This window comes from Mycobacterium sp. SMC-16 (assembly GCF_046250085.1).
Taxonomy (GTDB): Bacteria; Actinomycetota; Actinomycetes; order Mycobacteriales; family Mycobacteriaceae; genus Mycobacterium; species Mycobacterium phocaicum.
On sequence record NZ_CP176427.1, the window covers coordinates 772,097 to 789,778 of the forward strand.

The window sequence follows — 17,682 nt, forward strand, 5'->3', positions numbered from 1 at the left end:
GATATGGTTGTCGATATGGCGAGGTCAATAGCTATAGTTGGTTTCGTGACAGGTAACACAGAGAACAAACGATCTCTATCTGTCGAGGCGGACTCCGGCACCGGGCGGGATCGGCATGGGCGCCGGACGCAGCAGGAGCGCCGTGAGCACACCCGCCGCGCGCTGATGACGGCGGCGCTGGATCTCACCGGCAGTGGTTCGAGCTTCGACGCGCTGAGTCTGCGGCAGCTCGCCAGCAAGGCCGGCGTCGCGCCGTCGGCGTTCTACCGCTACTTCCAGTCGCTCGATGACCTCGGCCTCGCCGTGATTCACGAGACGTTTCGCACGCTGCGCGAGATCATGGGCGAGATGGCCTCTCTCGACATCGATGCGTCCGGTGGCGCCATCCATGTCGGTGTGCAGGCCCTTCGTGGCGTGGTCGCGCGGGACCATGCGCACCTGGCGTTCCTGGCTCGCCAACGCGCAGCCGGTCATTCGGTACTCCGGCGCGAGATCCGATCCGAGATCCGCTTGTACGCCAGCCAATTGGCCACCTACATGGCCCGGTTCGAACCCATCCGGTCGTGGACCGTCGGTGACGTGGAGATGCTGTCGAGCATGTTGATGGCCACCATTCTCGCCGGTATCGACTCGATGCTCGAGGTCATCGCGCGCGGGCTCGACGACGAGACCACGGCGCGCGATCTGGACACGGCCGCCACGATGCTCGAGCGCCAGATTCGGTACCTGTACGTCGGTGCCACCGCGTGGCACAGCAGTTGATGGCCGGCAGAACTGAAACCCCCTTACTACCAACAGGAGTGGCATGACATTCTCACTACAACCCAGCGATGACGTCATCGAGGTGCGCGACTGGGTGCACCAGTTCGCCGCCGAGGTCATCCGCCCCGCCGCCGCGGAATGGGACGAACGCGAGCAGACCCCGTGGCCGATCATCCAGGAAGCGGCGAAGATCGGGCTGTACTCGCCAGAGCTGTTCGGCACTCAGGCCGCCGAGCCGAGCGGGCTCGGCATGCTCACCGTTTTCGAGGAACTGTTCTGGGGTGACGCCGGAATCGCGCTGTCCATCATGGGCACCGGTCTGGCCGCGGCGGCCCTGGCGGGCAACGGAACTCCGGAACAGATAGGTCGGTGGCTGCCGGAGATGTTCGGCTCTGCCGCCGATCCGAAGGTCGCGGCCTTCTGTTCGTCCGAGCCCGATGCCGGCTCCGACGTCGGCTCCATTCGGGCTCGGGCCCGCTACGACGAGGCCACCCGCGAATGGGTGCTCACCGGCACCAAGACCTGGGCCACCAACGGCGGCATCGCCAACGTGCACATCGTCGTCGCGTCGGTGTACCCCGAACTCGGATTGCGTGGCCAGGCCAGCTTCGTCATCGGGCCGGACACCAAGGGGCTGTCCCAGGGGCAGAAGTTCAAGAAGCACGGCATCCGGGCGTCGCACACCGCAGAGGTGGTGCTCGACAACGTGCGGCTGCCCGAGGACGCGATCCTGGGCGGCCGGGAGAAGTTCGAGGCCCGGGTGGCGCGGGTGAAGTCAGGTGCATCCGCGGGTGGCCAGGCCGCGATGAAGACGTTCGAGCGCACACGTCCGACGGTCGGCGCGATGGCGGTCGGCGTGGCCCGGGCCGCCTACGAGTACGCCCTCGAATATGCCTGCCAGCGTGAGCAATTCGGCAAGAAGATCGGTGAATTCCAAACCATCGCCTTCAAGCTGGCGGACATGAAGGCCCGCATCGACGCTGCCCGGCTGCTGGTGTGGCGGGCCGGGTGGATGGCACGTAACAACGTGCCGTTCGAGAACGCCGAGGGCTCGATGGCGAAGCTGGTGGCCAGCGAGACCGCCGTGTACGTGACCGACGAGGCGATTCAGATTCTCGGCGGCAACGGGTACACCCGTGACTACCCGGTCGAGCGGATGCACCGAGATGCCAAGATCTTCACCATTTTCGAAGGCACCAGCGAGATTCAGCGGCTGGTCATCTCACGGGCGGTGACGGGTCTGACGATCCGCTGAGTCACGTCTCGTCGATCCGGTGCTGGTAGGCCGCGCGCGCTTTCGGGTCGAAGTCGAGGAACGTGCGGTACGCGCCCAGTCGCCGGTTGACGACATCGCGTAGCCGGCGCCCCATCAACGGCTGGCTGCCCAGAATCGGCCCGATGATCCTGGGCACGAACACATCTGCGGTCGGGCGCGCGACTGCGGCCACGATCGCCTCAGCCACGTCATCGGGTTGCGCATTCGGGATGAACTTCAACCCGGCAGTCCCGGCGATGAGCTCGGTGTTCGTGAACGACGGCATCACGCAGGTGAACCCCACTCCCGTGCCGGCGTATTCGACGCGTGCGGTCTCGGTGAGCGCGATGACGGCGGCCTTGGTGCCGCAGTAGGTGAGGCCGCCCGGCACCGGAGTCTTCCCCGCGGACGAGGCGATGTTGATGATGTGGCCGGTCCCGCGCTCGACCATGGCGGGCAGTGCCAGATGCATGCCGTTGATGCAGCCCATGACATTGATCTCGACGGCGCGCCGGTGCCGGTCGGCCGACTGTTCGAGGAAACGGCCGATGGGCATGATCCCGGCGTTGTTGATGAGGACATCGAGCGGCGCGTGGGCGGTCGCCTCTTTGTGGAACGTGGCGAAAGACTCGTAGTCGGAGACGTCGACGGGGTAGCCCTCGGTGCCCGGGCCGACGCTGCCCGCGGCCGCGACGGCCGAGTCGCTGTCCAGGTCGCCGATCACGATCGTGGCGCCACGCCGGTACAACGCCTTGGCTGTGGCGAGGCCGATGCCGCGGCCGGCGCCGGTGATGGCGATGCGTCGTCCGCGTAGGGAAGTGGCGCTCATGGGCTGGCTCCTCCAGTTTGTCGTGATGATTCAAATGTAAATCAACCTACATTTGATACGCAAGAGGCCTTGACGCTCGAATGTAATGTAAGTTATGTTTCAAACCACACGCCGGCCTGGTCACCGAGGTAGACCGCTTGCGTGCACAGTCTCAGCGACCTTCGGCACACGAAAATTGGTGAAGCGGATGATTGGTTCAACGGAACAGGTAGCGCCCGTGGTCACCGGGCTGCGTGAAGTGTTCGCCACCGGCCGCACTCGCGACATCCTGTGGCGGCTCGAGCAACTGCGCGGCATCGAGCGGATGTGCGACGAATGCGAGCAGGAGATCGTCGACGCCCTCGCCGCCGACTTGGGGCGTCCCGCGTTCGACGGTTGGCTCGCCGACATCGCATCCACCAGGGCCGAAGCGGCGTATGCGCGCAAGCACCTCAAGAAGTGGATGCGCCGGCGTCGTGTCGGCCTGCCGATGAGTCAACTGCAGGGCAAGGGCTGGGTGCAGTACGACCCGCTGGGCGCGGTGTTGGTGATCGGGCCGTGGAACTATCCGTTCTACCTCACCGTCGGGCCGCTGGTCGCGGCCGTTGCGGCCGGCAACTGTGCAGTCGTCAAGCCGTCGGAGCTGGCCCCGGCGGTGTCCGCGGTGCTCGCGCGCCTGCTGCCGAAATACCTTGATGCGGAGGCGATCCGGGTCGTCGAAGGTGACGGTGCCACGACCCAGGCGCTGCTGGCGCAGGGATTCGATCACGCGCTGTTCACCGGCGGCACCGAGGTGGGCAAGAAGATCATGGCCGGCGCCGCTCCCACGCTGACGCCGGTCACGCTGGAGCTCGGCGGGAAGAGCCCGGTCATCGTGACCGCGGACGCCGACATCGATGTCGCGGCCCGGCGGATCGCCTGGGTGAAGCTCCTCAACTCCGGCCAGACCTGCATCGCACCGGACTACGTACTGGCTGAACGGCCGATCGCGGACGAATTGGTCAGAAAGATCATCGAAAACGTGCACCGGTTCCGATCGGCCGAGGCGAACCCGGCGCTGCGGATCGTCAACGGCCGTCAGTTCGACCGGCTGGCCGGATTGATCACTTCGACCACGGGCGCAGTTGTGACCGGCGGTGGGTCGGATCGGTCGGCACTGCGCATGGAGCCCACCGTCATCGTCGATCCCGCTGCGGACGACCCCGTCATGACCGAGGAGATCTTCGGCCCCATCTTGCCGGTACTGCGGGTCGGTTCGACCGACGCGGCGATCCGGTACATCAACGCCAAGCCGAAACCGTTGGCGCTCTATGTGTTCACGGAATCGGCGGCGCAGGCCCGCCGGGTCATCGATGCCGTCCCGTCCGGTGGCGCCGTCATCAATCACATCGCGATGCACGTGATGGTGCCGCAGTTGCCGTTCGGCGGTGTCGGGCCGAGCGGGATGGGTGCCTACCACGGCCGGTGGGGATTCGAAGCGATGAGTCACCGCCGGGCGGTACTGGCCAAGCACAGCAGCCCGGATCCCAAGCTGTTCTACCCGCCCTACGGCCGACTGGCCATGAAGCTCATGCGAAAGGTGTTCTGATGCGACGTCTTTCGAGCCTGGATGCCCAGTTCCTGGCAGCCGAGCATGACAAGTTCGCGGCGCACTACAGCGGCCTCGCGCTGTTCGAGACCGTCGACGCCACCACCATCACCGCCACGACGATGAAGAGCCGGGTGGCGGCATGCATCGACCGGCTGCCGCCGCTGCACTGGAAGATCGTGACGGTCCCGCTGGGCCTCGATCATCCGGTGTTCGTCGAGACCGACGTCGACCTGGATCATCACATCTTCGAGTCGGACCTACCCGCGCCGGCCACCGACGAAATGCTGGGAGACGCGGTGGCCCGCATCTTGTCGACCAGATTGGACCGGGACAAGCCGCTATGGCGCTTGGACGTCATCCATGGGCTTCCCGGCCGCACGGCCGTGGTCATCACGCTGCACCACGCGGCCGCTGACGGAATCGCGGCAAGTGAAGTCCTGGCGGCCATCATGGACGGCGACAACCAGCCGGCCACCGAGCCGCGACGGTTGGAAGCCGGGCCGAACTCGTTGGGGCTGGCCACTCGTGGGCTCGCGGCGCTCCCCATCCGCGGTGTTCAGGCACTGCTCTCCGCACGGCAGACGCTGGCGCACCTCGACCAGGTTCCGGCGATCCGCGCTCTGCCGGGAGTGCGCACCCTGACGCGAGTGATCCGGCGCGACGGCGATGCGGACCCCCTGCACTCTCCACGAACGCGGTTCAACGTGAAACTTTCCGGGAACCGCACGGTGGCTTTCGGGACGGTCCCGTTCAGTGAGATCAAGGCGCTGAAGGCGCATTTCGGGATCACCGTCAACGACGTGGTGATCGCCTTGTGTGCAGGTGCGCTGCGTCGGCGGCTCACCGCGACCGGTGAAGCACCGGCGCAGCCACTGGTCGCCTACATCCCGGTGTCGAAGCGGTCACCCGACGCGCAGGACCGCTTCGGCAATGCCATCAGCTCCATCATCGCGCCTGTCCCGGTTCATCTTTCCGAACCCGAAGGACGGCTGTCGTACGCGCACGAAACCATGACGAAGGCGAAGCATCGCACCCGCGAGGCCCCGGACACCCTGCTGAGCGATGTGAACGACCCGATTCCCGTGCCGCTGTTCGGCTTCGCGGCGCGCGCGCTGATGGACCTGGTCTCGTCACGATTCTCGCGCCCGCCGATCAACCTCGTCATCTCCAATGTGCCCGGATCACCGACGCGGATGACGTGCTCCGGCGCACCGCTACTGGCTGCTTACCCCGGCAGTGTCGTCTTCGACGGCTTCGCGCTCAACATCACCGTCGTCAGCTATCAGGACGGTCTCGACATCGGGATTGTCGGTGATGCAAAGGCTTTGCCGGATGCCTGGGAATTGCTGGCGGATATCCGCCGTGAACTGAATGACCTGACCGCCTTGGTGAACGCAGAAAGGGTTTCGGAGTGATGACTACAACTGTCGGCGAATTCACCGCCGAGCTGGTGGTGCGGCGACGGACGGCCGCGGCCGACGGGGTCGTGGCGCTGGAACTCGTCGATCCGCAGGGGCGCGCGCTGCCCGCATGGGAGCCCGGCTCCCACATCGATCTACTGCTCGACGAGGGCCTGGTGCGCCAGTACTCGCTCTGCGGTGATCCGCGCGACGCCGGCACGTGGCGGGTCGGTGTCCTGCTCGACCCGAACAGCCGGGGCGGCTCACAGCACGTCCACGCCCACCTGCAGGCGGGCGCTGTGGTGCGGGTTCGCGGTCCCCGCAACCACTTTCCACTCATCGCGTCTCCCAAATATCTCTTCATTGCCGGAGGCATCGGCATCACACCGGTGAAGGCAATGGCAGAAAGCGCGGAGCGCGCGGGCCTTGATTGGACCATGCTGTACCTCGGCCGCACTCGGTCCAGCATGGCTTTCCAGCAGGAATTGCAGGACACCTACGGCGACCGCGTCACAATATGGGCCGATGACGAGCGCGGCGGCTTCTGCGACGTGGCGGCCGTGCTGGCCGAGCCGGCCGCCGGCACGGTGATCTACAGCTGCGGTCCGGAGCCACTGCTCGCAGCCGTCGAAAAGCATTGCGCGCACTGGCCGGAAGGCAGCCTGCACGTCGAGCGGTTCGCGGCGAAGGCGCCGACCGCCGAAACACTGGCCGAAGCGCTGGACAGCTACCAGGTGGTGTGCCGGCAGTCGGGTGTCACCGTCGAGGTGTCCGACGGCGTGCCGATGCTGGAGGCATTGGAGGACGCCGGCGTTCCCATCATGTCCTCCTGCGGTGAAGGCGTCTGCGGCACGTGCCGGACCACCGTCCTGGAGGGGATCCCCGACCACCGCGACTCACTTCTGACCGCGGCCGAACGAGCCGCGGCCAACGTCATCCTGCCCTGCGTTTCGCATTCGCGCTCCGAGAAATTGATTCTCGACCTCTGACCTCGACGTCCGACCAACCATCAAGGAGTCCACCATGAGCACCGAGACCTTCACCGACATCGACCTCGCCACAGTCGATCTCACCGATCTGTCGTATTTCCAGGACGGGCCGCCGCACGAGTTGTTCGCCCGCATGCGCAAAGCACCCGGCCCGCACTGGAACGCGCTGACCGACGCCGACGAACCCGGCTTCTGGTCGTTCACCAAATACGATGACATTCAAGCGATCAGCAGCAATTCGCAGCTGTTCTCCTCGGCGCGGGGCGGGGTCTTCTTCACGGCGTCCAGGGGTGCCGCGCCCATCGAGGCACTGCGCGAAGTCATTCTCGGGATGGACCCGCCGCGGCACACCCAGCAGCGCATGGTGGTGCAGGCGGTGTTCACGCCCCGCATGATCCGCCAGATGGAGGCGGAGGTCCGCCAGACGGTGGCCACATTGATCGACAACGTCATCGAGAGGGGCACATGTGATTTCGTCGATGAAATCGCGGTCGAACTGCCCTTGATCGTGATCGCCGACATGCTCGGTGTGGCGCAGGACGACCGCCGACAGCTGTTCGAGTGGACCAACATGCTGTCGCGCGCGGCGGCCACCGGTGATGCCCAGATGGGCATGGGTGCCCTGATGCAGATCGGTGGCTACCTGGCGGGGTTGACGGCGGAGCGCAAGGAGAACCCCGGCGACGACCTGCTGTCACGGATGCTGGCGGCCGAGGTCGACGGTGAGCGACTGTCCGAGGCCGAGATCACGTTCTTCTTCGGGATCTTGATGTTCGCGGGCAACGACACCACCCGCAACACCGCCTCGGGCGGCATGCGCGCGCTCATCGAGAACCCCGCCGAACGCCAGAAGCTGCTCGACGATCCAGAATTGATCCCCGGTGCCGTCGAGGAGATGCTGCGCTGGGTGTCCCCCGTCATCTACTTCACCCGCACCGTCACCGCGGACACCGTCGTCGGCGGGCACCCGTTGAAAGAGGGTGAGCGCGTGTGTCTCTGGTACCCGGCAGGCTCGCGGGACCCGGAGAAGAACGAGGACCCCGAGGCGTTCAACGTGTCGCGGGGGAAGATGCCGCACATGGCGTTCGGCGGCGGTGGCGCTCACTTCTGTCTCGGTAATCAGTTGGCGCGCCTGGAATTGCGGGTGTTGTTCGAGGAGCTTCTCCGTCGCATTCCGGACATGCAGATCACCGGACCGGTGGGCCGCCTGGTCTCGAGTTTCTCCAATGAACTGACCTCGATGCCGGTGAGCTTCACGCCTGGCGAGCGGGAAGGCTGACCATGTTTCCGGGAACCCACGCGCTGACGACGCCGGACAAGGCCGCTGTCATCATGGCCGGATCAGGGCGCACCGTCAGCTATCGCGAACTCGACGACAGCTCAAGGCGACTCGCGGTGGCACTGGCCGACCTCGGGCTTGTCAAAGGTGACGTCATCGCAATGCTGAGCGACAACGCTGCCGAATGCTTCACCATCTACTGGGCCGCGCTGCGGTCCGGGCTGTACCTGACCGCGGTGAACTTCCATCTCACCGCTGAGGAAGCCGCCTACATCGTGGACGACTGCGCTGCCAAGGTATTGATCGCCGCCGGTGGACTCGGCGAATTGGCCGAGCGGGTGCGCGCCCTGGTCCCTGGAGTCGACCATGCGTACAGCTTCGGCGGAACCCTGGACGGATTCGATTCGTACACAGACCTTTTGGCCTCAGCGGGCGACAGGCTTCTGACCGACCAACCCCGGGGCAGCGACATGCTCTACTCGTCGGGCACCACGGGACGGCCGAAGGGGATCAAGCCGCCGCTGCTGCCGATCCAGGTCGACGAGCCGGGGGATCCCATCACCGGACTGCTGGGCACCGCGTTCGGTGTGACAGGAGACGACGTCTACCTCTCTCCGGCACCGATCTATCACGCCGCGCCGCTGCGCTGGTGTGGAGCGGTCCAGTCGCACGGCGGCACCGTCGTGGTGCTCGAGAGATTCAAGGCCGAGACGACGCTCGACGCCATTCAGCAGTACCGGGCCACGGTCATCCAGGTGGTGCCGACCATGTTCGTGCGGATGCTGCAGTTGGCGGACGAGACCCGGGCGTCCTACGACGTGTCGAGTCTGCGGTTGGCGGTGCATGCCGCAGCACCGTGCCCGCCGGAGGTCAAGCAAGCCATGATCGATTGGTGGGGACCGATTCTCGTCGAGTATTACTCGTCGACGGAGGCGTGCGGTTTCACCGTCATCAACTCGCAGGACTGGCTTGCCAAGCGGGGTTCCGTCGGCCTCAGCATGCTCGGTCCGGTGCACATCTGCGGCGACGACGGCTCGGAACTGCCCACTGGTGAGCCGGGATTGGTGTACTTCGAGCGCGATGTGCGGCCGTTCGAGTACCACAACGACCCGGCCAAGACCAAAGAGGCCGAGCATCCGGCGCACGACAACTGGACGACGGTGGGCGACATCGGCCACCTCGACGCCGACGGTTATCTCTTTCTGACAGACCGGAAGTCGTTCATGATCATCTCCGGCGGCGTGAACATCTATCCGCAGGAAGTCGAGGACGCCCTCGCGCTGCACCCCGCGGTGTTCGACGTCGCCGTCATCGGGGTGCCGGACCCGGCCATGGGACAACAGGTCAAGGCGGTCGTCCAGCTCCGTGCCGGCGTGGCGGCCAGTGACGCGCTGGCCGCCGCACTCATCGAGCATTCCCGGGCGAAGGTCGCGGCGTTCAAGACGCCCAAGACCGTCGACTTCGTCGAGAGCCTGCCCCGCACCCCGACCGGGAAACTGGTCAAGCGCACGCTGGTTCAGCAGTACACGGCACCGACGACAGGCTGACGGGATGAGGCGCATCGTCGGCGTCGAAGACTACTTCGACGCCGGCGTGGAACTGTTGGTCACGCAGGGCCCGGGCGGCATCAAAGTCGGCGCTCTCTGCACTGCGCTGGGGGTGACCACCGGTTCTTTCTACGGCTACTTCGCCAGTCTGGACGACTTCGTCGCCCGGCTCCTGACGAGTCGTCTGTCGCGGCCGAACCGGCGCCTCCTCGAGTTGGCCGCTTCCGATGACGCGCCGGAGGCGATCATGGCGCGGTTGCGCGAGCTTCTCGACGTCGTTCCGCACGACGCCGAGAAGGCGCTGCGGGCCTGGGCCCCGCGCCGTGCGGTCGCGGCTGCGCTTCAGCATCGACTGGACACCGAACGTGGCGCGGCCCTGGCGGCCATCCTGGGCAAGCTCGTGCCGGCGGATCGATGCGGTCAGCTTGCCGAGGTCACCATGGCGCTGTTGATCGGCTACCAGCACATGTATGCCGGCACTGGAGCTGCGGACCGCGACAGCCTGTTCGATCAGTTCGAAACCATGGTGCGGGCGCACCAAATGTAGGTTCCCTTACGATGGGCGCTGCGTGAGTGAAAGGTGTGGCGAGTGCGGCTGTCGGTGACGCGCGATGACTATTTCAACGCCGCGATGGAGATCCTGGCGTCGACCGGGGTGGCCGGCCTGAAGATCGCTCCGTTGTGCAAATCCCTCGGCGTCACGTCGGGCTCGTTCTATGGATACTTCGGCAGCATGGACGGCTTCGTCACCGAGTTCCTCGGGTACTGGGAGCGCGCCCAGACCGAGCGGATCGCCGAATTGTCCAATGTCCCAGAGGATCTTGCGACGCGGGTTCATCTGATGAAGACCTTGACGGCGAAACTGCCGCACGATGCCGAGGCGGCGATCCGCGGCTGGGCGCATGCGAATCCGCAAGTGGCCCAAGTTCAGAAGGCGGTCGACGCGCGGCGGGTGGAGATCCTGACCGACCTGTTTCGGCCGGCGGTGGATACCCGCCGGCAGGCCGAGACGCTCGCCATCATGGGAATCACCTTGCTGGTCGGATTGCAGCAGTGGCGCTCACCGGTTACGCGGAAGGACTTCAACCGGGTCTTCAACGAGTACGAACAGATGGTGTATCACGCGATCGGGCACGCCGCCGCGCCGTGAGCGCGCGGCCGGTCGTGCGTCAGACGAGTTCCGGCACCCGCAGATGAGCGATGGCCAACTCGAATTCACAGATGTCGACGAGGCTGCCACCCAACTGCGCGAGCTTTTCGGTGCGCAGCGCGCTGGCCTGTTCGCGGTTGTGGTCGAGCGCCGCCGCGTTGTCGAACGTCACCGATGACACGGCGCGTCCGGACGGCTTGTCGAGCAGCAGGCTGGCACTGCAGAACCCCTCGAGCTTCTCCACCGCCGGCAGCACCAACGTGCGGTAGAAGTCGGTGAGGAGGTCCGCCTGATGGGGTTCGACCGAGAACCACGCAACCCGCAGGCAGGCGCCCTCCGGTGAACGGTGGTCGCGGTGCAGGGCCGTGACCTCCCACTCGTTGATCTCTTTGCGGGTGCCGTTCAGCAGCTCCGCCGCCCGCGGCCCGAGTGGTCGCGCGGCGTGTGCCGTCAGGTGCATCACCGCCTCGGACTCCCAGGCGCTGGTGGCGATGCACCGTCCCAGGCGCCGGTCCACCATCAGCGACATTCCCGCCGCCCCTAGCTCTTCCAGGGCGGGCAGCACGGTGTCGCGCATGTACGCAATGCCGGCGTCGATCGACGCCGGCTCGGCCTGAAACGTGGTTGAGCGTGCGTACACCAAGCGCTCCTCGGTTACAGCAGCGCCGGGTCGCGCTACTGGTTCTCCCCACAGCGTCCCTTGTCGACCCCGCTGGTGTACGGACTTTGCCGGAATCCACAGGTTGCGTTAAGGAGCGAGAACTGCGGCCCCGAACCAATGGCAAAGCAGCAGTGCGACTTCCACGTCGATGCGATCTTCTTCGATCGGTCTGCCGCGCCGCTCGATGGCGCGCTGGACGCGGTACTTCACCGAGTTGACGTGCAGGTGCAGCTCGTCGGCACTGGCTTTGAAGCTGGAACTGTTGCGCAAGAACCCGCGCAGGGTCTCTCGTAACCGTTCATCGCTGTCGGTGTCGGCGGCGAGCGGGCCGAGGACGTGGCAAACCCATGATCGGGCGTTGTCCAGGTCGGAGCTGAACTGTGCTGCGACCATGAGTCCGGGTTCGTCGGCGGCCGTGACAGGTCGTGGCGGCGCGCCCGGCGCCATCGCGACCGCCCTGGCGGCGACGGCCTGGCGGTGTGAGTCGCGGAACCCGGCCAGCCCGGTGAGGGGATTGCCCACGGTCGCCCACGGCGCGTCCGGGCGTGACCGGACGAACGCGCGGATGCGGTCCACCGCATCGTCGACGTCGGCCGGTAGCGGAATCCAGGCCCAGCCGGTGACCTGATCCGACGCGACGAACAGTGGGCGCTCCCGGGCCCCGAGGGCGGCGGCCAGGTCGGTGACGAACCGTTCCATGACGTCGAGTTCGTTGCCGTCGGGGTGCTCCACGCACCACACGATGAGCGCGAGATGGACCCGGTGCAGTGGATAGCGGATGAGGTCGGTCGTCTCATCGATATCGAGATCACCGCCGTCGAGCACCTCGCGCACCCGCAGTGCCCGCATCTGGTTCCGGTTGGCCAGCCACCGATCACGTTCGACCTGATAGGCACTCACCACCTGGTGCGACACCTGGTCGATGTACACGAATGAGCCGGCGGCGATCTCTTCGAAGACCTGCCAGCCCAGATCGGCGTCGAGCCGCGCTGACCGCACTTCGTCGAGGATCAACTTGAGGACACTGTGGTGACCGAGGCGGTAAGCCCGCACCAGTTCGTCGACATCGGTGCCGCGCTGGGCCATCCGGCGCGCGTGCTCCAGCGCTGCCGTGGGTGGCGCGATGCGATCGATGGGGATGCCGTGGCGGATAGCGGGGAAGAACGCTTCGAGATTGCCCTGCACCGCGTCGTAGAGCAGCGCCATCAACTCGCCGTCGCCGGCCATTTCCGACCGCTCCTGGGCCAGCTCCTCCTGGATGGAGCGGGTCATGGCGGGCAGCTTGTCGCTCAATCGGTCCATGATCATCGCCGCGGTTTCGGCGGCGAGTGTCCCGGTGTCGTGGCTGCGCGACATCGCCCGACTCTATGGCTTCGCGGGCGTGCCTATCGGTGAATGCGCAGTGCGAGCCGCGACTGACCGAATTGTCAATCGGCTACTGGCCGGCGGCATAGGCCAGGGTGCGCGCGCGTGCCGGCGCGGCGACGTGCGGCAGCGCGGCGGAGTGGACGGCGGCAGCGGCTGCGCTGCGGCGGGCGTTGAACCAGCGGACGCCGGCGGCGGTGACGACCAGCAGCAGCGGCCACAGGCCGATGGCGAAGAGAACGACGGCGTCGATGATGAAGGTGGGTTCGAGCATGGCAGTACTCCCGAGGTTGGTGGAATGTATTTGATCCGTTGGTATTTGGCGGTTCCCAACGGGGAAGCTGATACAAGAACGGTACGGCGCGGGCGCACGGCGACCCAGGTACCGCCGAGACAATCTTTTGGCGATCTCGCCCGAATCGTTGTCCGGAAGGAACAAAGGGACATCAATTTCCGCGGGTGGCCCCCATTCCGGCCTGCCGCGCCGACAATTGATGGTGACGACAGCAACCGAACCGAAGGCCTCCGACGTGTCAGAACCCGACGAAACGCAACGTGGCGTCGCGACCGGCATCGTCGCGGAGCTCGAAGCCGAGGGCTTCTACGGCGCCGAGCCCGTCGGGCGCGGTGGGTTCGGCGTCGTCTACCGGTGCCGCCAGCCGGCGCTGGACCGGGTCGTCGCGATCAAGGTCCTGGGCGCCGACTCGGACGACGTCGACCTCGAGAATTTCGAACGTGAGCAGCGGGCCATGGGCCGGGTGTCAGGTCACCCGAACATCGTGCCGGTGCTGCACAGCGGGCTGACGTTCACGGGGCGCCCGTTCATCGTCATGCCGTACCTGGGCCGGAACACGCTGTCGGCCTGGATCCGGCGGCACGGCCCGCTGGCCGTCGGGGAGGCGCTGACGGTCGGGGTCCGGCTGGCCGGGGCGCTGGAAACCGCGCACCGCGCCGGCGTGCTGCACCGAGATGTCAAGCCGCCCAACGTACTTCTCTCGGCGTACGGGGAGCCGCAGCTGTGCGACTTCGGCATCGCCCGCATCGCGGGCGGCCGTGAAGCGACCATGAACGTGTTCGTCGGATCGCCGTCGTACACCGCGCCGGAGCTGTTCGAGGGTGCGACGCCGACGGCCGCCGTCGACATCTACGGGCTCGCCGCCACCGTCTTCACCTTGATCAAGGGGGAGCCGCCGTTCCAGTTCCAGAAGGGGGAGAATCCCATCGCGTTCGCCCGGCGCGTTCTCGCCGGGCCGGTGCCCGACCTGCGCGGGAGCGGCGTCGCCGATCCCGTCTGCGCTGCGCTCGAGCAGGGACTGAATGTCGATCCCGCACAGCGCCCCGCAACGGTCGCGGAGTTCGGCGAGTTGTTGCGGGCCGCGGGTGCGCGCGTCGGACTGAGCATCGCTGACGTCCCGCTGGAGCTGCCGGAAGTCGCGTACGACGCGGTGGAATCGTCGCCGGACACCGGCGGGCGCTCCACCGGAGGGATCGGACTACGGACCGACGGTTCCGGCCGGTCGACCTATCCGCCCAGTTCACCGGCCAGGTTCCGGCCGCCGACGTTCAGCCGCCCGCCGGTGCCGCGCCGAAACATCCTGGACCGGCTGGGTGCCGGGCGCAGGCCGAAGCTGGTGCTCATCCACGGACCGGCCGGCTACGGCAAGACCGTGCTGGCGACGCAGTGGGGCGAGGCGCTGGTCCGCGCGGGCCTGCCGACGGCCTGGCTGACGGTCGATGCCGACGACAACAACGCCTTCTGGTTCGTGGCGCACCTGATCGAGGCGGTGCGTGTCGCGCTGCCCGAGCTCGCGGACGCGTTGCAACAGGAATTCGATGAACGGCCGGACTCCGCGCTGCGGCAGGTGCCCAACCTGTTGATCGACTGGCTGCACTCCCGCAAGCAGACGCTGGCTCTGCTGATCGACGAGTGGCATCGCGTCACCAGCGCCGACAGTCTGGACACACTGGCTTACCTGCTCGAGAAGGGCTGCCACCACCTGCACCTGGTCGTGGCCGGCCGAAGCGGCACCGGACTGCCGTTGGGCACCCTGGGTGTGCAGGGTGAACTGGCCGAGATCGACGCGTCGCTGCTCCGGTTCGATGTCGAAGAGGCCCGGGCCCTCCTGGTCGACCGGTGCGGCCTGGATTTGTCGGGGGCCATCGTGGCCGACCTCGAAGAGTCGACCGACGGCTGGCCGGCCGCCCTGCAACTGGCGTCGCTGAGCCTGCGTGACGGCGGTGATGCCGCCGCGCTCGTCGGTCGGCTCTCCGGCTCGGACAAGGTCATCGGCGATTACCTGACGTCCAATGTGCTGGACAGCCTGGAGCCCGAGCTCGTCGAGTTCCTGTCGGCGACGTGCATCACGAAACAGATCTGCAGCGGTTTGGCGACCGCGCTCACGGGCCGTCCACACAGCCGGGAAATACTCGAGGACATCGAGCGGCGGGACCTGTTCCTGCGGCGGACCGACGCGGACGGGACCTGGTTCCGTTACTCCAATCTGTTCGCCGACCACCTCCGGCACCGGTTGAAGCGTGCGGACGAAGACCGCGTCGTGGCGTTGAACCGAACGGCCGCACAGTGGTTCATGAAGCACCGGATGTACAACGACGCCGTCGATCACTGGATGGCGGCGGGCGACGACGACAAGGCGGTCGACGCCGTCGAGCAGGTGTCGCCGGATCTCCTCGAACAATGCGAACTCATGGCACTCATCGGTCTGGCAGCCAAGTTGCCGCCGCACCTGGCCGAGGAGCGGCCAAGGCTGCAGACCAACCTGGCATGGGCCAACGTCATTCTCCGCCGGCCTGCGGCCGTGGCCGACGCGCTGCAATTGGCCGAGGACAACATCGACCTGCTCAGCGACGACGAAAGCGACGACGTCCGTTGCGAATTGGACCTGCTGCGCGTGGTGATGGCCGGCCACGCCGACCACATCGATGCGTTCACCGAAACGGCGGCGCAGGCATGTGTGGCCCGGGCCGACACCCTGGCCCCGTTCGTGCTGTGCCGCGCGGCGTACACCCTCTCCTACGTCGCGCTGCGCAAGTTCGACTTCGACGGGGCGCTGCGCTGGCACCGGTGGGGACACAAATATCGCCGATCCATCGCGGGGCCGATGACCGTCGGCTACGGGTATCTCATCGCCGCCCTGGCCGCGAACGAGCAACTCGATGTCGCCGGTGCCGAGGCACATCTGCGGCATGCGATCAGGATCGCCCTGTCGCCGTCGGGGCGGCCGACCTACATCGCCAAACTCGCCGGGGCGCTGCTGGGTGAATTGCTCTACGAGCGTGGGCAACTCGACGAGGCAGAGGTCCTGCTCGACGAGGCGTACGCCCTCGGGGCGGAGGGCGGCATCGTGGACGTGATGCTCGCCACCTACCGCGCGGGCGCCCACGTGAAGAGTGCCCGCGGTGACACGTCCGGTGCCGAGCGCAGACTGTCGGAAGGGATGGGGCAGGCCCGGGCGCTGGGATTGCCCCGGCTGGAGGCGGGACTGAAGCTGGCCCTGATTCGCGTCGCGACCTTGTCCGGGAACGAGATCGACAAGACGCTGGCGCGGCGCGTCATGGCGCACGGCGTGCAGGACTTCGGTGAAAGCGGCGATCTGACAGCAGAATTCAGAGAGGACGCACAGATCAGACTGCTACTGCTCGACGGGCAGCCGGCGGCATCAACCTCGGCGTGCGAACGGGCTCGGGTCCGGCTCGACCACACCGACAGGCTGCGGCGGCCACGAGCGCATCTGCAGGCCAGGATTCAGTATGCCCGGTGCCTCGCGGTGGCCGGGCTGGACGAAAAAGCTCGATGGGTGCTGGCCCCGGCGCTGAAAACCTGTGCTGCGCTTGGCTTGAGCAGGCTCCTCGTCGACGAGGGATCGGTAATGCTGCGCGTCGCACGTGACGTGGCGGCCGGCTGGGAAACGGTCGACGTAGCGACTGCGGCCGACATCAGCGACTTCGTCCACAAGCTCGAGGCGGCATCTTTGCATCACACGGGTTGATGGCGCCGGTGGCCCACTGTCACTGCAGACCGGCCACCGACGCCTGTTCACCGCCTGGCGGACCGGCGGCATCGTCTATCCCGAGAACTTTTTGCACGACAGCATCGATGCTGGGGATGTCATCGAAGGTCTCGTTCGCGGGAGATGCGGTGTCGCTCAGCGCCGTTGCGATGACGTCCCAGGTGTGGCCGGCGGCATGTGCCGACTCGACAGCCGCACGCAGTTCGGTCTGTGCGGCACGCAGCGCCTGATGAGCCGCGCTGATGCGTTCGATGTACGCGAGGTGCAACTCCTGCTTCTCTGTCGACATCTCCCGTGCTCCAAGCGTTCTTGAGGCTGATGACCGATTCGGCTGCCGAGACTGAGCTTGTATGCCAAATCCAGCTCAGATCTGGCACACCGGCTCACGTCGTCAGCTCCGCCTATACCTGTGCATATCCGATAGTTTATCTGTGTCAACTGGCATAGATTTCTATATAGCACTGTGCCATGATTCAATGCAAGTAGTGGAACAGGAAATCTCATGAACGATGCAGATCGCCGGCTGATGCCGCCGAACGCAGGACCCGCTGCCGGGGGTCCTGCATCTGATCATGCGGTGTACGGGATCACGGTAGCTGCCGAACTTTCCGGCGCGCCAACACAATCACTGCGGCTGTGGGAACGCCACGGGCTTCTCACGCCGGCGCGCACCGATGGCGGTACCCGCCGCTACAGCGCAGACGACGTGGCCCGGATCGGGCGCATCGTTGCCCTGGTCGCCTCCGGCGTCAACATCGCGGGAATCGGCAGGATCCTCGAATTGGAGGATGACAACAGCGCGCTGCGCAGCGCTGCCGACCGGCGCTACCGGTCGAAGTGACAGCCG

The 17,682-nt window shown here is 66.4% G+C and carries 16 protein-coding genes; 11 read left to right on the forward strand and 5 right to left on the reverse strand.

Annotated elements, in window-relative coordinates; all coding sequences use genetic code 11:
• Window positions 1-45 precede the first annotated feature (45 nt).
• Together ACJEIK_RS03750 and ACJEIK_RS03755 are read left to right on the forward strand one after the other, a co-directional pair.
• A complete protein-coding gene (locus ACJEIK_RS03750) occupies window positions 46-762 on the forward strand; it encodes a TetR family transcriptional regulator (RefSeq protein ID WP_162563671.1) in 717 nt (238 codons plus the stop codon).
• 43 nt (window positions 763-805) lie between these two features.
• A complete protein-coding gene (locus ACJEIK_RS03755; RefSeq protein ID WP_409431071.1) occupies window positions 806-2,017 on the forward strand; it encodes an acyl-CoA dehydrogenase family protein in 1,212 nt (403 codons plus the stop codon).
• Between the two features lies 1 nt (window position 2,018).
• Here ACJEIK_RS03755 and ACJEIK_RS03760 read toward each other — a convergent pair whose 3' ends face one another.
• Window positions 2,019-2,846 carry an SDR family oxidoreductase gene (locus tag ACJEIK_RS03760; protein ID WP_135356981.1) on the reverse strand — a complete coding sequence of 276 codons (828 nt, stop codon included), beginning with the start codon at window positions 2,844-2,846 and terminating at the stop codon, window positions 2,019-2,021.
• A 187-nt stretch (window positions 2,847-3,033) separates the two neighbouring features.
• Here ACJEIK_RS03760 and ACJEIK_RS03765 point away from each other — a divergent pair, with 187 nt between their 5' ends.
• Genes ACJEIK_RS03765 through ACJEIK_RS03795 form a run of 7 tightly spaced genes read left to right on the forward strand, consistent with a single transcriptional unit; the run spans window position 3,034 to window position 10,781 of the window.
• Window positions 3,034-4,413 carry an aldehyde dehydrogenase family protein gene (locus ACJEIK_RS03765; RefSeq protein ID WP_409431072.1) on the forward strand — a complete coding sequence of 460 codons (1,380 nt, stop codon included), beginning with the start codon at window positions 3,034-3,036 and terminating at the stop codon, window positions 4,411-4,413.
• Window positions 4,413-5,831, forward strand: a complete 1,419-nt coding sequence (locus tag ACJEIK_RS03770; RefSeq protein WP_135356979.1) for a wax ester/triacylglycerol synthase family O-acyltransferase — start codon at window positions 4,413-4,415, stop codon at window positions 5,829-5,831. The genes ACJEIK_RS03765 and ACJEIK_RS03770 overlap by 1 nt, the downstream gene beginning before the upstream one ends.
• Window positions 5,831-6,805, forward strand: coding sequence for a PDR/VanB family oxidoreductase (locus ACJEIK_RS03775; protein WP_135356978.1), 975 nt, complete (start codon window positions 5,831-5,833; stop codon window positions 6,803-6,805). Before ACJEIK_RS03770 ends, ACJEIK_RS03775 begins: the two co-directional genes overlap by 1 nt.
• 34 nt (window positions 6,806-6,839) lie before the next feature.
• Window positions 6,840-8,084: a cytochrome P450 gene (locus ACJEIK_RS03780; protein WP_135356977.1), complete on the forward strand. Its 1,245-nt coding sequence runs from the start codon at window positions 6,840-6,842 to the stop codon at window positions 8,082-8,084.
• A 2-nt stretch (window positions 8,085-8,086) separates the two neighbouring features.
• On the forward strand, window positions 8,087-9,631 hold the full coding sequence (locus tag ACJEIK_RS03785) for an acyl-CoA synthetase (protein WP_409431073.1): 1,545 nt from the start codon (window positions 8,087-8,089) through the stop codon (window positions 9,629-9,631).
• Between the two features lie 4 nt (window positions 9,632-9,635).
• A complete protein-coding gene (locus tag ACJEIK_RS03790) occupies window positions 9,636-10,178 on the forward strand; it encodes a TetR/AcrR family transcriptional regulator (protein ID WP_135356975.1) in 543 nt (180 codons plus the stop codon).
• Between the two features lie 42 nt (window positions 10,179-10,220).
• Window positions 10,221-10,781: a TetR/AcrR family transcriptional regulator gene (locus tag ACJEIK_RS03795; RefSeq protein WP_135356974.1), complete on the forward strand. Its 561-nt coding sequence runs from the start codon at window positions 10,221-10,223 to the stop codon at window positions 10,779-10,781.
• Between the two features lie 19 nt (window positions 10,782-10,800).
• On the opposite strand, the gene ACJEIK_RS03800 is transcribed toward ACJEIK_RS03795, so the two are convergent.
• The 3 genes from ACJEIK_RS03800 to ACJEIK_RS03810 form a co-directional block, all read right to left on the reverse strand.
• Window positions 10,801-11,421, reverse strand: a complete 621-nt coding sequence (locus tag ACJEIK_RS03800) for a hypothetical protein (protein WP_409431074.1) — start codon at window positions 11,419-11,421, stop codon at window positions 10,801-10,803.
• A 108-nt stretch (window positions 11,422-11,529) separates the two neighbouring features.
• Window positions 11,530-12,798 carry a CdaR family transcriptional regulator gene (locus tag ACJEIK_RS03805; RefSeq protein WP_135356972.1) on the reverse strand — a complete coding sequence of 423 codons (1,269 nt, stop codon included), beginning with the start codon at window positions 12,796-12,798 and terminating at the stop codon, window positions 11,530-11,532.
• Window positions 12,799-12,877: 79 nt separating this feature from the next.
• Window positions 12,878-13,081: a hypothetical protein gene (locus ACJEIK_RS03810; protein WP_135356971.1), complete on the reverse strand. Its 204-nt coding sequence runs from the start codon at window positions 13,079-13,081 to the stop codon at window positions 12,878-12,880.
• Between the two features lie 256 nt (window positions 13,082-13,337).
• On the opposite strand from ACJEIK_RS03810, the gene ACJEIK_RS03815 reads away from it, so the two are divergent.
• Complete coding sequence (locus tag ACJEIK_RS03815) at window positions 13,338-16,814, forward strand: protein kinase domain-containing protein (protein ID WP_409431075.1); 3,477 nt, start codon at window positions 13,338-13,340, stop codon at window positions 16,812-16,814.
• Between the two features lie 19 nt (window positions 16,815-16,833).
• On the opposite strand, the gene ACJEIK_RS03820 is transcribed toward ACJEIK_RS03815, so the two are convergent.
• Window positions 16,834-17,124 (reverse strand): hypothetical protein, encoded by a 291-nt coding sequence (locus ACJEIK_RS03820; RefSeq protein WP_060999306.1) that lies wholly within the window; start codon window positions 17,122-17,124, stop codon window positions 16,834-16,836.
• A gap of 213 nt (window positions 17,125-17,337) precedes the next feature.
• On the opposite strand from ACJEIK_RS03820, the gene ACJEIK_RS03825 reads away from it, so the two are divergent.
• A complete protein-coding gene (locus ACJEIK_RS03825; protein ID WP_082934618.1) occupies window positions 17,338-17,676 on the forward strand; it encodes a MerR family transcriptional regulator in 339 nt (112 codons plus the stop codon).
• Window positions 17,677-17,682: the final 6 nt, after the last annotated feature.

Bases quoted from the DNA above. Each gene is read 5' to 3' on its own strand.
- ACJEIK_RS03810 (WP_135356971.1), bottom strand. From the start codon at position 13,081: ATGCTCGAACCCACCTTCATCATCGACGCCGTCGTTCTCTTCGCCATC.
- ACJEIK_RS03775 (WP_135356978.1), top strand. From the start codon at position 5,831: ATGACTACAACTGTCGGCGAATTCACCGCCGAGCTGGTGGTGCGGCGA.
- ACJEIK_RS03790 (WP_135356975.1), top strand. From the start codon at position 9,636: ATGAGGCGCATCGTCGGCGTCGAAGACTACTTCGACGCCGGCGTGGAA.
- ACJEIK_RS03760 (WP_135356981.1), bottom strand. From the start codon at position 2,846: ATGAGCGCCACTTCCCTACGCGGACGACGCATCGCCATCACCGGCGCC.
- ACJEIK_RS03805 (WP_135356972.1), bottom strand. From the start codon at position 12,798: ATGTCGCGCAGCCACGACACCGGGACACTCGCCGCCGAAACCGCGGCG.
- ACJEIK_RS03765 (WP_409431072.1), top strand. From the start codon at position 3,034: ATGATTGGTTCAACGGAACAGGTAGCGCCCGTGGTCACCGGGCTGCGT.
- ACJEIK_RS03770 (WP_135356979.1), top strand. From the start codon at position 4,413: ATGCGACGTCTTTCGAGCCTGGATGCCCAGTTCCTGGCAGCCGAGCAT.
- ACJEIK_RS03825 (WP_082934618.1), top strand. From the start codon at position 17,338: ATGAACGATGCAGATCGCCGGCTGATGCCGCCGAACGCAGGACCCGCT.
- ACJEIK_RS03785 (WP_409431073.1), top strand. From the start codon at position 8,087: ATGTTTCCGGGAACCCACGCGCTGACGACGCCGGACAAGGCCGCTGTC.
- ACJEIK_RS03755 (WP_409431071.1), top strand. From the start codon at position 806: ATGACATTCTCACTACAACCCAGCGATGACGTCATCGAGGTGCGCGAC.
- ACJEIK_RS03780 (WP_135356977.1), top strand. From the start codon at position 6,840: ATGAGCACCGAGACCTTCACCGACATCGACCTCGCCACAGTCGATCTC.
- ACJEIK_RS03820 (WP_060999306.1), bottom strand. From the start codon at position 17,124: ATGTCGACAGAGAAGCAGGAGTTGCACCTCGCGTACATCGAACGCATC.